This window comes from Janthinobacterium sp. OK676 (genome assembly GCF_900103595.1).
In the GTDB taxonomy this organism is placed as follows: Bacteria; Pseudomonadota; Gammaproteobacteria; order Burkholderiales; family Burkholderiaceae_D; genus Janthinobacterium.
Genome location: NZ_FNHA01000003.1, coordinates 438,355 through 451,568, shown reverse-complemented (window position 1 = coordinate 451,568; position 13,214 = coordinate 438,355). Strand labels below are relative to the sequence as shown.

General features: G+C 63.7%; 12 protein-coding genes. 11 read left to right on the top strand and 1 reads right to left on the bottom strand.

Features of this window, described 5'->3' with window-relative positions:
- Positions 1–153: 153 nt before the first annotated feature.
- The 7 genes from BLU39_RS08915 to BLU39_RS08885 are packed head-to-tail and all read left to right on the top strand — an operon-like array spanning position 154 to position 7,074.
- Entirely contained in the window at positions 154–1,269 is a 1,116-nt protein-coding gene (locus BLU39_RS08915; protein WP_254788930.1) for a porin, read from the top strand.
- Between the two features lie 57 nt (positions 1,270–1,326).
- Entirely contained in the window at positions 1,327–2,349 is a 1,023-nt protein-coding gene (locus BLU39_RS08910; RefSeq protein WP_034745676.1) for an ABC transporter substrate-binding protein, read from the top strand.
- Positions 2,350–2,370: 21 nt separating this feature from the next.
- The gene (locus BLU39_RS08905) at positions 2,371–3,210 is read left to right on the top strand and encodes an ABC transporter permease (protein ID WP_092711979.1); all 840 of its coding nucleotides are present in this window, start codon (positions 2,371–2,373) and stop codon (positions 3,208–3,210) included.
- Positions 3,207–3,986 carry an ABC transporter permease gene (locus tag BLU39_RS08900; RefSeq protein ID WP_034745682.1) on the top strand — a complete coding sequence of 260 codons (780 nt, stop codon included), beginning with the start codon at positions 3,207–3,209 and terminating at the stop codon, positions 3,984–3,986. Before BLU39_RS08905 ends, BLU39_RS08900 begins: the two co-directional genes overlap by 4 nt.
- Before the next feature lie 13 nt (positions 3,987–3,999).
- Positions 4,000–5,031, top strand: coding sequence for an ABC transporter ATP-binding protein (locus BLU39_RS08895; RefSeq protein WP_092711977.1), 1,032 nt, complete (start codon positions 4,000–4,002; stop codon positions 5,029–5,031).
- A gap of 17 nt (positions 5,032–5,048) precedes the next feature.
- Positions 5,049–5,993 (top strand): nucleoside hydrolase, encoded by a 945-nt coding sequence (locus BLU39_RS08890; protein ID WP_254788929.1) that lies wholly within the window; start codon positions 5,049–5,051, stop codon positions 5,991–5,993.
- A gap of 25 nt (positions 5,994–6,018) precedes the next feature.
- Entirely contained in the window at positions 6,019–7,074 is a 1,056-nt protein-coding gene (locus BLU39_RS08885; RefSeq protein WP_092711975.1) for an adenosine deaminase family protein, read from the top strand.
- Position 7,075: 1 nt separating this feature from the next.
- Here the strand turns inward: BLU39_RS08885 and BLU39_RS08880 are convergent, their stop codons facing one another.
- Positions 7,076–8,458, bottom strand: coding sequence for a short-chain fatty acyl-CoA regulator family protein (locus tag BLU39_RS08880; protein ID WP_092711973.1), 1,383 nt, complete (start codon positions 8,456–8,458; stop codon positions 7,076–7,078).
- 157 nt (positions 8,459–8,615) lie between these two features.
- Between BLU39_RS08880 and BLU39_RS08875 the strand changes: the two genes are divergently transcribed.
- Genes BLU39_RS08875 through BLU39_RS08860 form a run of 4 tightly spaced genes read left to right on the top strand, consistent with a single transcriptional unit; the run spans position 8,616 to position 13,196 of the window.
- Positions 8,616–10,124 (top strand): CoA-acylating methylmalonate-semialdehyde dehydrogenase, encoded by a 1,509-nt coding sequence (locus BLU39_RS08875; RefSeq protein ID WP_254788928.1) that lies wholly within the window; start codon positions 8,616–8,618, stop codon positions 10,122–10,124.
- Between the two features lie 9 nt (positions 10,125–10,133).
- On the top strand, positions 10,134–11,294 hold the full coding sequence (locus BLU39_RS08870; RefSeq protein WP_071075240.1) for an acyl-CoA dehydrogenase family protein: 1,161 nt from the start codon (positions 10,134–10,136) through the stop codon (positions 11,292–11,294).
- Positions 11,291–12,076: an enoyl-CoA hydratase gene (locus BLU39_RS08865; RefSeq protein ID WP_092711969.1), complete on the top strand. Its 786-nt coding sequence runs from the start codon at positions 11,291–11,293 to the stop codon at positions 12,074–12,076. Before BLU39_RS08870 ends, BLU39_RS08865 begins: the two co-directional genes overlap by 4 nt.
- A complete protein-coding gene (locus tag BLU39_RS08860; protein ID WP_092711967.1) occupies positions 12,069–13,196 on the top strand; it encodes an enoyl-CoA hydratase/isomerase family protein in 1,128 nt (375 codons plus the stop codon). The genes BLU39_RS08865 and BLU39_RS08860 overlap by 8 nt, the downstream gene beginning before the upstream one ends.
- The last annotated feature ends 18 nt before the right edge of the window (positions 13,197–13,214 follow it).

Sequence of the window (13,214 nt, the reverse complement as noted above, 5' to 3'; positions counted from 1 at the left end):
GGACTGGTCTTGACTTGTCTTGAAGGCAACAATCTTCAGAGAAGCGCTTGCCAGGCGGCGCCGGTACTCGCGGCAGCGGGCCATGCAAGGGACGCATCAATACAATAATTCCAAAAAAACTCAGGGTTTATTCTTTTTTTTAGGGTGGCGGCGATGAACAAATGGATGACGGGAACGATGGTGGTGGGGGGCTTGCTGGCGGCGCACGGCGTGGCGCAGGCGCAAAGCAGCGTGCAAGTGTATGGCTTGCTGTCGGCCGGTATCGGCTATGTATCGGATGAAGGCAAGGGCAGCCGCACGCATGCGCTGAGCGGCACGAATCAGAATCCCCGCATCGGCTTCCGCGGCCAGGAAGATCTGGGCGACGGCACCAAGGCCGTCTTCGTGCTGGAAAACGGTTTTAACGTCATGACGGGCACGGCCTCGCAAAGCGGCCGTCTGTTCGGCCGCCAGTCGTATGTGGGTCTGTCCAGCAACGACAAGGGCACCCTGACCTTGGGCCGCCAGTACGAAGCCGTCAAGGATCTGCTGGGCCCGGTGGTCATCGCCAGTAACGGCGTGCACATCGGCGACAACGACAATGGCTACAACAACCTGCGCGTGCAAAATGCCGTCAAGTATGTCAGCCCGAACATCAGCAATCTGTCGTTTACGGGCTTGTACGGCTTCAGCGAAAATCCGGAAGACTCGAACCGCAACCGCGTCTACAGCATGGGCGCCGGCTACAAGGTCGACGCCTTCAGCTGGGCCGTCGCCTACACCAAGATGGATCGCCCGAACAGCCCGGACGCGCCGAATGGCGCCATCGGCAATGACTACGCCAGCTCTCTGTTGATCTTCAACAAGAGCGCCGTCAAGGGCGCCGGCGTGGACAGCCAGGCCATTGCCGGCACGGGAGGCTTTTATAATGTGGGCAAGACCAAGTTTGGCGCGCTGTACACCAACGTGCGCTACCACTACCTGGATCAAAGCAATCTGACCTTGCAAAACGTGGACCTGAACGTGAACCACAAGCTGACGGAAGCGTTGAACCTGGGCGCCTCGTATTTCTATACCACCGGTAAATACGACGTGATCAACAAGACGCCGAAATGGCATCAGGTCAACTTCCAGGCCGATTACTTCCTGTCCAAGCGCACCGATGTCGCCATCACCTGGAGCTACCAGAAAGCGGCGGGTGACGCGACGTTCGCCCGCGTGTTCGGCTTCGGCGCCTCGGGCGGCAAGACGCAAAGTGTCCTGATCGCCGGCATGCGGCATTATTTCTGACTCTGATTCATCTTTACAGGCGCTGCCCCCCAGCGCCGCCCCCTGAAAGGAAGCATCTTGAAAAAGCACCTCATGTTGGCGTTGAGCCTAGGCTTGCTGGCCAACGCCGCCCACGCGGAAAAACGCGAGCTGGTCATTTCGGCCTATCCGATCGCCCAGCCCTTGTTCATGAAGTATGTGTACGAGCCGTTCAAGGCCAAATGCGGGTGCGATATCAAGGTGGAAACGGGGAATAACGCGGACCGCATCGCCAAGCTGGTGGTGCATGCCAAGAACCCGGTGATCGACCTGGTGCTGCTGTCCGATTCCGGCATGCTGGAAGCGGCGCAAAAGGGCGTCATCCAGCCCATGGATTACTCCAAGCTGAGCAATTACAAAGCCCTGTACGACGTGGCGAAAAACCCCATCGGCGGCAACTACGCCGTCGGCTACACCCTGTACTCGGTGGGCCTGGTGTACCGCAGCGACAAGATTGCCCCGCTGACGTCGTGGAAGGACCTGTGGCGCCCCGAACTGAAGGGCCGCGTGGCCTTCCCCGACGTGAGCACCACGCAGGGGCCGTTGATGCTGCGCATGGCCGATGCGGCCTGGGGCGGCAAGACGGACGACTACGCCACGGGCTTTGCGAAGATCGTCGGCATGAAGGGCAACGTCGTCACGTTCTCGAAGAACAGCGCGCAGCTGGCGGCATTGTTCGCCCAGGATGAAATCTGGGCCGCGCCCGTGGCGCGCTTTACGTGGTCGCAAATGCTCAAGACGGGCCTGCCCCTGAAGTGGAGCATCCCGGCCGAAGGCCAGGCGGCCGGCATGAACGTGATGGGCATCGTCGCCGGTTCGAAGAACGCGGACCTGGCCTACCAGCTGATGGATTTCTGGCTGTCCAAGGAAGTGCAGACGCAACTGGCGACCAACCTGGTCGACTCGCCCGTCAACAAGGACGTGCGCCTGTCCGTGGCCGCCGCGCAATTCAATACCTATGGCGCCGACCAGATCAATTCGCTGAAATTCGTCAAGCCGGAAACCATCATCAAGCAGCGCAGCAACTGGATGACGCAGTGGAACAAGGCCATGAGCAAATAGTGGTGACGAGGAGAGAACACCATGTTTGCTGATCCAAAAAAGCGCCTGGGACTGCTGCTGGTCCTGCCGGCGCTGATCTTTATCGTCGTCTGCTTCCTGCTGCCCGTGCTGGCCTTGCTGGTCGACGCCTTCCGCGTCGGCGACGGCATGCAGTGGGGCGTCGACCGCTTCATCGACTTCTTCTCGCAGGAATTCAACCGCACCATTTTCTGGCGCACCCTGCGCATCGCCGCGCTGGTGACCCTGGCGGCCATCCTCCTCGGCTACCCGGCCGCGCAAGCCGTGGCGCGCGTGTCGCCGAAGTGGCGCGGACTGGTGGTGGGCATGATGATATTGCCGCTGATGGTCTCGCCGATCGCGCGCACCTACGCCTGGATCGTGTTGCTGGGGCGCAATGGCGCCCTCAACGCGGCGCTCGTCAACATGGGTTTCACGGAGGAGCCGCTGCGTTTGCTGTTCAGCGAGTTCGCCGTCTTTGTCGGCCTGCTGCAATTGCTGCTGCCATTGATGCTGATGTCCTTGGCGGGCGCGCTGGAAAACCTGCCGCGCGACGTGGAACCGGCCGCCGCCACCCTGGGCGCCAATCCATGGCAAGTGTTTTGCAAGGTCACCCTGCCGCTGACGCAGGAAGGCCTGGTTGTCGGCGGCACCCTGGTCTTTACGGGCTGCGTGACGGCCTATGTGACGCCGGCCCTGCTGGGCGGCACCAAGGTGCTGATGCTGGAAACGCTGCTGTACCAGAAGGTCAGCGTGGAGAGCGACTTTGGCGCGGCGAATGTGATCGCCGTCATCCTCGTCTGCATGACCCTGCTGGTCAACGCCGGCCTTAAACGTATTTCCTCGAGCCGGAGCTCCGTATGAAAGAAAGCTTGTTTTCGCGCGCCGTCCTGTGGCTGGTGTTCCTGTTCCTGCTGGGGCCTTTCGCCATCGTCGTATTGGCCGGCTTTTCCGGCGGCGAGACGCTGGCCTTTCCGCCCGAGTCCTACTCGCTGCGCTGGATCATCGAAGTGTGGTCGGCGCCCGAGTTCCGCCGTGCCTTCCAGACCAGCCTGGAAATCGGCCTGATCGCCACCGTCATCGCGCTGCTGCTGGGCATCCCCGTCGCGTATGCGTTTTCGCGCATGCCGCCACCGGGCATCGGGGCCATCCGCCAGGTGCTGACGTCGCCGCTGATCATTCCCGCCATCCTCGTCGGCCTGGGCTTGCTGCACCACCTGGTCCTGACGATCAACGCGCCCGTCTACGTGGGCCTGCTGATCGGCCATATCGCGTTGTTGATACCGTATTCGGTGCGCGTGGTGTACGCCAGCCTGGTCAACCTGCGCGTGGATATCGAGGATGCCGCGATCACCTTGGGCGCGTCGCGCCTGCGGGCCTTCTTCATGATCGTGCTGCCGAATATCCGCAACGCCGTGATCGCCGCCTTCTTCCTTGCCTTTGTCACTTCGTTCAACCAGGTGCCCGTCTCGCTGTTCCTCACGGGCCCCGGCATCAGCACCTTGCCGATCGAGATGCTGGGCCATATGGAAAACAGCTTCGATCCGTCGATCGCTGCCCTGTCGACCTTGCTGGTCTTGTTCACCATGGCCTTCGTGATGGTGACCGAGAAGGTGCTGGGCATTTCTAAATACATGTAAGAGGCAACACACCATGAGTTATCTGGAACTGCACAAGCTGAACCTCGGCTACGCCAAGAACACGACGTCCGTGAAAGACCTGGACCTGCACGTCGAGCAGGGCGAACTGATTTCCCTGCTGGGCCCCAGCGGCTGCGGCAAGACCACCACCATGCGCGCGATTGCCGGCCTGATGCCGCTGCAGTCGGGCCGCATCATTCTGGACGGCCGCGAGATCGGCAAGCTGGCGCCGAATAAACGCAATATCGGCATGGTGTTCCAGTCGTATGCGCTGTTCCCGCACCTGAACGTGTACGACAACATCGCCTTTGGCCTGCGCCTGCGCAAGGTCGCGCCGGCCCTGCTGAAAACGAAAGTGGAAGCCGTGATCGCCGCCGTGGGCCTGACCGGTTTCGAGACGCGCTTGCCGGCGCAGATGTCGGGCGGCCAGCAGCAGCGCGTGGCGCTGGCGCGCGCCATCGTCGTCGAACCGGCCCTGCTGCTGCTCGATGAACCGCTGTCGAACCTGGACGCCAAGCTGCGCGTGCAGATGCGCGCCGAGCTGCGCCGCATCCAGCGCGAACTGGGCATCACCATGCTGTACGTGACGCATGACCAGGAAGAGGCGCTGGCCCTGTCCGACCGCATCGTCGTCATGAACGGCGGGCGCATCGAGCAACTGGCCGCGCCGGAAGCCGTGTTCAACACGCCGTCGACGCGCTTCGTTGCCAACTTCATGGGTTTTGAAAACCTGTTCGATTACCGCGACGGCGCGCTGCACCACGCTGGCGCCAGCCTGCCGTATACGTCTCCCGTCGCCGCTGGCACCACGGTGCTGGGCTGGCGTCCGGACAAGGTGCGCGTCTGCGCATCGGATGACGTTGCAGGCCAATACCCGGGCACCGTGCTGGCACGCGGCTTCCTGGGCGACACCGTTGAATACCTGCTGCAAACGCCGCTGGGCCAGGTCAAGGGCATTTGCGCGGCCGGCGGCGCCGCCTGGCGCGAAGGCACGGCCGTCTCCTTCGTGCTGCCGGCCGACAGCGCCCTGTGGCTGGGTGCCTAACCTCGTTTGGAACCATCATGGACAAACCCTTGAAAAAAATCTGGCTCGATACCGATCCCGGTTTCGACGACTGGCTGACGATGCTGCTCCTGGGCAGCAATCCCGATATCGAGTGGCTGGGCGTGAGCGTGGTGGCGGGCAATGCGCCCGTCGCCATCACCTACGACAACGCCTTGCGCATCAAGGCCCATGACGGCTTGACGGTACCGATCTACCGCGGGTGCGAAGAGCCGCTGGCCGGCGTCATCGAAACGGCGCAGCGCATCCTCGGCGACAGCGGCATGCCGACGACGGGCGAGATCCTGCCGCCCGGCGCGGCTACGGACGCTGCCGGCCACGCCGTCGACGCGCTGATCGCCGCCGTGCGCAAGCATCCCGGCCAGATCACCATCATGGCGATTGCGCCGATGACGAACCTGGCGACCGCCTTGAGCCGCGCGCCCGACATCGCCGAAAAAATCGTCGAAATCATTTTGATGGGTGGCTCCACCGACCAGGGCAACCACACGGCGGCGGCCGAATTCAATGTCTATGCGGACCCGGAAGCGGCCGCCCAGGTGTTCAAGGCCGGCATCCCGCTGCGCATGTTCGGCTTGAACCTGTGCCGCCAGCTCTTGGTGACGAATGCGGAAGTGCGGCAGCTGCGCGCCATCGGCACGCCGCGCGCGCAGCGTCTGGCCGGCTACCTGGAAGCGTATGTGCGCATCCGCAGTGCCGACGGTTCCGTGCCCATGCCCATGTACGACCCCGTCGTGGCGCTGTACCTGGAAGCGCCGCAGCTGTTCCAGTTCCAGAGCGCCCACGTGGCCATCGAATTGACGGGCGAACTGACGCGCGGCATGACGGTGTGCGAGTTCCGCGTGCCGCGCCGCGCCGCCATCAACACGCAGGTGGCGATGCTGGCCGACGGGCCGGCCGCCATCGCGTTGCTGATGCAGCGCCTGACCGGCATTCTCGCCTGATCCACTCCATTACGAAACGAGCTTCATGTCTAATTCCCCCCTGAGCATCGAACAGTTTTTACGCGCCATGCCGAAAGTGGAGCTGCATTGCCATTTGTTCGGCACGGTGCGCCAGGCAACCTTCCGCGCGCTGGCCGCCAAGACGGGCAATGTCGTCACGCCTGAGGAAATCGACGCGTTCTATACGCGCGGCGACAAGCCCGTCGGCGTGCTGCGCGTGTTGCGCGCGCTCGACGCGCACCTGATCGTCTCGCCGACCGATCTGTATTGCCTGGCCTACGAATATCTGGAAGACGCGCATGGCCACGGCGTGCGCTATGCTGAGTTTTTCTGGAACCCGACCGGCACCGTGCGCGTGTCGGGCATCCGTTACGAATCGGCGCAAGACGCCATCGTGGCCGCCATCCGCGACGCGCAGCGCGACTTCGGCGTGATCGGCCGTTTGATCCCCAGCATCGACCGTGAAGCCAGTCCTGCCGAAGCCGTGCAGATGGTGGAGTGGATGAAGGCCTACCGCGCGCCGGAAGTCATCGGCATCGGCATCGACTACCGCGAAAACGACCGCCCGCCGGAACTGTTCATCGACGCCTACCGCGCCGCGCGCGCCGCCGGTTTCAAATGCACGGCGCATGCGGGCGAATTCGGCATGCCGTGGATGAACGTGGAGACGGCGATAGACGAATTGAAGGTGGACCGGGTCGACCATGGCTATACGATCGTCGACAATCCGGAACTGGCGCAGCGCTGCGTGGAGCGCGGTCTCGTATTTACCGTGGTGCCGACCAATTCGTATTACTTGCGCACCCTGGCGCCCGAGCGCTGGGCGCTTGATCACCCGATCCGCGCCATGGCCAAGCTGGGCCTGAAACTGCATCCGAACACGGACGATCCGACCCTGCACCACGTGACGCCGACGGGCGCCTGGATGATGATGCGCGAATTCGGCTTTGGCCTCGACGACATGCGCGGCTTCATGTTGAATGGCCTGGACGCGGCCTGGATAGACGAGTCCACGCGGCGCGACTGGCGCGTGGAGTTTGCGCGCGAATTCGACGCGCTGCGCGCCCGGGTCGCCGAATAAATCAGGCTGACGCTGGCGGCGGCGCCAGCAGCGACGGAAACGCCCGCTGCGGGCAGCTTTGGCGCTCGCACACCTTGCAGCCCGTGCCGATCGGCGTGGCGCTGGAAGGATCGTGCAGATCGAGTCCCTTTGAATAGATCAGCCGGTGCGCCTGCGAGATGTCGCAGCCCAGCGCCACGGCAAACGTCTTGCCCGGTGCGCGAAAGCCCGGCGACGCCGTGCTGACCTGGCGCGCGATCCACAGATAGGTGCAGCCGTCCGGCATGCTGGCCACTTGCGTGAGCACCTGGCCCGGATGGCTGAAGGCGTCGTAGACGATCCACAGCGGGCACGTGCCGCCCACTCTCGAGAAATGAAAGTCCGTGGCCGACTGGCGCTTCGAGACATTGCCCGCGCGGTCGACCCGCACGAAGAAAAATGGCAGCCCCGCCCCATCGGGGCGCTGCATGGTGCTCAGGCGGTGGCACACGGCTTCGAAGCCCACGCCGAACTGGTGCGCCAGGCGCTCGATATCGTAGGCGCGCGTTTCCGCCGCCTGCAGGAAGCGCTGATACGGCATCAGCAGGGCGCCCGCAAAATAATTCGAGAACGCCAGGCGCGCGCCCGTTTGCGCGGCCGCGCCGGACAATCCCGCCGCCAGCACGAGAGCGTCGATCAAGTCGCTGTGCTCGAGCAGGCTGATTTGCGCCGCCATCTGGAAGGCGCGCTGGCCGCCCGTCAGGGTGTCGGGCAGCCATAAAATCTGTTGCTGGGCGTCGTAGCGGTGCTTGCGCACCATGCCCGCGTCGCCATCGGACAGGCGCACTGCGATGCCGTGGCGTTCCTGCAGCCGGCCTTGCAGCGCGTCGAGCGTGCGCAGGGCGGGATCGAGTTCGCCCGCCACCAGTTCCGCCGCCCGGTCCAGTTCATCGATGTAGTTTTGCCGCCGGTTCAGGTATTCGCGCACTTCCTCGTCCGTGGACGGGGCCGCCGAGCTGGCGCCGCGGCTGCCGTCGTCGAGGCGCGCGGCCAGCGTATCGGCCCGCTCCGCCATCACGCGGTAGCGCCGCTGCAAGAGCAAGATCGAGCGGGCCAGTTCCGGCATGTTTTCCACCAGCATCTTGAGTTCCGCCATCGAGGTGGGCGGCGCGTCCGGCAATTCGCCGAACACATCGCGGACGTCCGCCACCAGGCTGGCGCTGTCGTGCTCGGAAAAGATTTGCGGATCGACTCCCAGCACCGTGCCGATGCGCAGCAAAATAGGCACCGTCAGCGGACGCTGGTTGCGCTCCATCTGGTTCAGGTAGCTGGGGGAAATGCCCAGGGACTTGGCCAGTGCCACCTGCGTCATGCGCCGTTCCTCGCGCAGCCGCTGCAGGCGCACGCCCATGAAAACCTTTGCCATCGCGTTTCCTCTTCCCCGGTTTGTGGAGTCTGCAAATTTACAATCTTTGCAGATTAACAGATTCAGCTTTGCATTATCTCGCATTTTCACGCCTTGTTCGCGGCGGCGATTGTGCGAATAATGCAAACAGACCTATACCCCAATGAGGAGACACCGAGTGACCACGCAAAATACTATTCCGACCGTTCCACTGTTGATCAACGGCGAGTGGGTTGAATCCCAAACCACCGTCTGGCGCGACGTCGTCAACCCGGCCACGCAGGAAGTTCTGGCCAAGGTGCCGTTTGCCACGCCGGACGAAGTCAACGCGGCCATCGCCTCGGCCCAGCGCGCCTTCAAAACCTGGCGCAAGACGCCGATCGGCGCGCGCGCCCGCATTTTCCTCAAATTGCAGCAGCTGATCCGCGAAAACATGGCCGACCTGGCCGCCACCTTGACGATGGAACAGGGCAAGACCTTGCTCGACGCGGAAGGCGACGTCTTCCGTGGCCTGGAAGTGGTGGAACATGCCGCCAATATCGGCACGTTGCAAATGGGCGAATACGCGCAAAACGTGGCCGGCGGCGTCGATACCTACAGCGTGATGCAGCCGCTGGGCGTGTGCGCCGGTATCACCCCGTTCAATTTCCCCGCCATGATCCCCCTGTGGATGTTCCCGATGGCAATTGCCTGCGGCAATACTTTCGTGCTGAAACCATCGGAGCAAGATCCGCTCGTGACGGAAAAACTCGTGCGCCTGGCCCTGCAGGCGGGCATCCCGGCCGGCGTGCTGAACGTGATCCACGGTGGCGAAGACGTCGTCAATGCCCTGTGCGACCACCGGGACATCAAGGCGATTTCGTTCGTGGGCTCGAGCAAGGTGGGCACGCATGTGTACCAGCGCGCCAGCCTGAACGGCAAGCGCGCGCAGTGCATGATGGGCGCCAAGAACCACGCCGTCGTCTTGCCTGACGCAAATAAAGAACAGACCCTGAACCAGTTGCTGGGTGCGGGCTTCGGTGCCGCCGGCCAGCGCTGCATGGCCGCCTCGGTCGCCGTGCTGGTGGGCGAAGCGCGCGAGTGGCTGCCGGAACTGGCCGCCAAGGCGCAAACTTTGACCGTGGGCGCGGGCAAGGCCAATCCCGACCTCGGTCCCGTCATTTCCTGCGCCGCCAAGGAGCGCGTGCACAGCCTCGTTGCCAAGGGCATCGAACAGGGCGCCGTGCTGACTCTCGATGGCCGCGACGTCAAGGTCGATGGCTATCCGAACGGCAACTTCGTCGGGCCGACGATTCTGTCCGGCGTGAAACCCGGCATGGTCGTGTATGACCAGGAAATCTTTGGACCCGTGCTGATCGTCGTCGAAGTCGACACCCTGGATGAAGCGATCGCCCTCGTGAACGCGAATCCGAACGGCAATGGCACGGCGCTGTTTACGCAAAGCGGCGCGGCCGCCCGCTACTTCCAGGAAGAAATCGACGTGGGCCAGGTCGGCATCAACGTGCCCATCCCTGTGCCCGTTCCCCTGTTCAGCTTTACGGGTTCGCGCGGTTCCAAGTTGGGCGACCTGGGCCCTTTCGGCAAGCAAGTCGTGCTGTTCTACACGCAGACGCAAACGATTACCCAGCGCTGGTTTACGGACGCGGCCTCGGTGGGCAAGGTCAACACCACCATCAGCCTCAAATAAGGAGCTGGCATGGACTTTGAACTGAGCGACGAGCAGCGCGAGTTCCAGCAGGCGGCGCGCGCGTTTGCCGAAGGCGAACTGGCGCCGCACGCGGCGCATTGGGACGCGGAATCGATCTTTCCCGTGGAAACCATCGCCAAGGCGGGCGAGATGGGCTTTTGCGGCCTGTACACGCCGCAGCGCTGGGGCGGCCTGGGCCTCAGCCGCCAGGACGCGGCCATCGTGTTTGAAGAGCTGGCCGGTGGTTGCACCTCGACCACGGCTTACATCACCATCCACAATATGGCCACCTGGATGCTGTCGCGCTGGGGGCAGGAAGCCCTGTGCGACGAATGGGTACCGGCCCTGGCCGCCGGCCAGAAGCTGGCTAGCTATTGCCTGACGGAACCGCAATCGGGTTCCGACGCGGCGTCCTTGCGCACGAAAGCCGTCAGGGATGGCGACTTTTATGTGCTGGATGGAACCAAGGCCTTCATTTCGGGCGCGGGCCAGACGGACATGCTGATCGTCATGGCGAGAACCGGCGGCGAGGGCGCGGCCGGCATTTCCGCGTTTGCCGTGCCGGCGAATTTGCCCGGCATCGTGTATGGCAAGAAGGAAGAAAAGATGGGCTGGAACAGCCAGCCCACGCGCATCATCAGCTTTGACCAGGTGAAAGTTCCTGTCGGTAACTTGCTGGGCGCGGAAGGCGAAGGTTTTGCCATCGCCATGAAGGGCATCGACGGCGGGCGCATCAATATCGCCGTGTGCTCGGTGGGCACGGCGCAGGCGGCCCTCACGCGGGCGCAAGCCTACATGAAGGAGCGCACGCAGTTCGGCCGCGAGCTGGCGCAATTCCAGGCCCTGCAATTCAAGCTGGCCGACATGCTGACGGAACTGGTGGCGGCGCGCCAGATGGTGCGTCTGGCTGCCTGGAAACTGGACCAGGAAAGCCCGGACGCCACGGCGTACTGTGCCATGGCCAAACGATTCGCCACGGACGTGGGTTTCAATGTGGCCAACGATGCGCTGCAATTGCATGGCGGCTACGGCTACATCCGCGAGTACCCGCTCGAGCGCCACGTGCGCGACACGCGGGTGCACCAGATCCTGGAAGGGACGAATGAAATCATGCGCCTGATCGTCGCGCGAGCGATTTTGAAAGACGGCGCCACGGAGACCTTACGATGAGCAAAGTGTATACAAATTTATTGCTGGAACGCCGTGGCCACACGGCCCTGGTGACCCTCGATAATCCTCCGGCCCACACGTGGACCCTGGCCAGCCTGAACGGGCTGACGCAGCTGGTGGCTGACCTGAATGCCGACCCGGACGTGTACGCGCTCGTGATCACGGGCGGCGGCGCCAAGTTCTTCTCGGCCGGCGCCGACTTGAACGTGTTTGCCGACGGTAACAAGGACACGGCCTTCGCCATGGCCGCCGCCTTTGGCCAAGCGTTCGAGGCGCTGTCCGCGTTTCGCGGCGTCAGTATCGCCGCCATCAATGGCTATGCCATGGGCGGCGGACTTGAGTGCGCGCTGGCCTGCGACATCCGCATCGCCGAGGAGCACGCGCAGATGGCCTTGCCGGAAGCATCGGTCGGCTTGCTGCCGTGCGCGGGCGGCACGCAGCACTTGCCGTGGCTGGTGGGCGAAGGCTGGGCCAAGCGCATGATACTGTGCGGCGAGCGCGTCGATGCAGCCAAGGCCCTGGCCATCGGCCTCGTCGAGGAAGTCGTGCCAACCGGCAAGGCTGCCGCCACGGCCCTTGCCCTGGCCGCCAAGGTGGCGCGCCAAAGCCCCAGCAGCGTGACGGCGTGCAAGACCCTGATCCAGGGCGCGCGCAGCCGTCCCCTGGTCAATTCCCTGCCCGACGAGCGCACCCTGTTCCTCGGCCTGTTCGATACGCAAGACCAGAAAGAGGGCGTGCAAGCGTTCCTGGAAAAACGTCCGGCGGAGTGGCGCAATGGCTGAAACCTTGGTTGAAACAGTGAAACTGGAAGAGCGTGACTGTCCCGGTGGCATGAAGCTGGGCGTCATCACCCTCGATGCGCCGAAATCCTTGCATGCATTGACGCTGGACATGATACGCGCCATCGATGGCGCCCTCGTGCGCTGGGCCAGTGACGCGGCCATCGCCTGCGTGGTGCTGCAATCGTCGACCGACAAGGCCTTTTGCGCGGGCGGCGACGTGCGCAGCTTGCGCTCGGCAGTTGCCGAGCAGCCCGGTGTCGTGCCGAACCCGCAGGCGCTGGCCTTCTTTGCCGAGGAATACCGGCTCGACCACCGCATCCATACGTATGCAAAACCGCTGCTGGTGTGGTGCGGCGGCATCGTCATGGGGGGCGGCCTGGGCCTGATGGCGGGCGCCAGCCACCGCGTCGTGACGGAAAGCACGCGCATCGCCATGCCGGAAATCACGATCGGCCTGTTCCCGGACGTGGGCGGCAGCTGGTTCCTGGGCCGCATGCCGGGCCGCAGCGGCCTGTTCCTGGGGCTGACGGGTGCGCCGATGAACGCGACCGACGCCTTGTTCACCGGTCTCGGCGACTATTTCCTGCGCCAGGAAGAGCGCGCCATGGTGCTCGACTCTCTGGCGCTGGCGCAATGGCAAGCCAGTTCGCAGGCGAACAGCGAGCAGCTGGACCGCTTGCTGCGCGGTTTCTCGGCCCCCGCATCCATGCTGCCCGTCTCCGAAGTGCGCGCCAACTTCGATGCCATCGCCGCGCTGACGCAAGCGCCCACCTTGCCCGAAGTGGTGGCCGCCATTGCCGCCTATGACGGCGATGTGGCATGGCTGCAAAAGGCGGCCCACTCGCTGGACAAGGGCGCCCCCAGCTCGGCCGCATTGGTCTGGGCCATGCGTGAGCGCACGCGCCACATGAGTTTGGCGCAAGTGTTCCAGCTGGAATTGATCGTTGCCGTGCAATGCTGCGCTCATGGGGATTTCAGCGAAGGCGTGCGTGCTTTGCTGATCGACAAGGACAACGCGCCGCGCTGGCAGCCAGCCAGTCTGGCTGAGGTCGGCGATGCGTATCTGGACGAGTATTTTGCCGCGCCGTGGACACAGCATCCATTGGCCGATTTACATTAAAAGAATTGGGAGACAAGA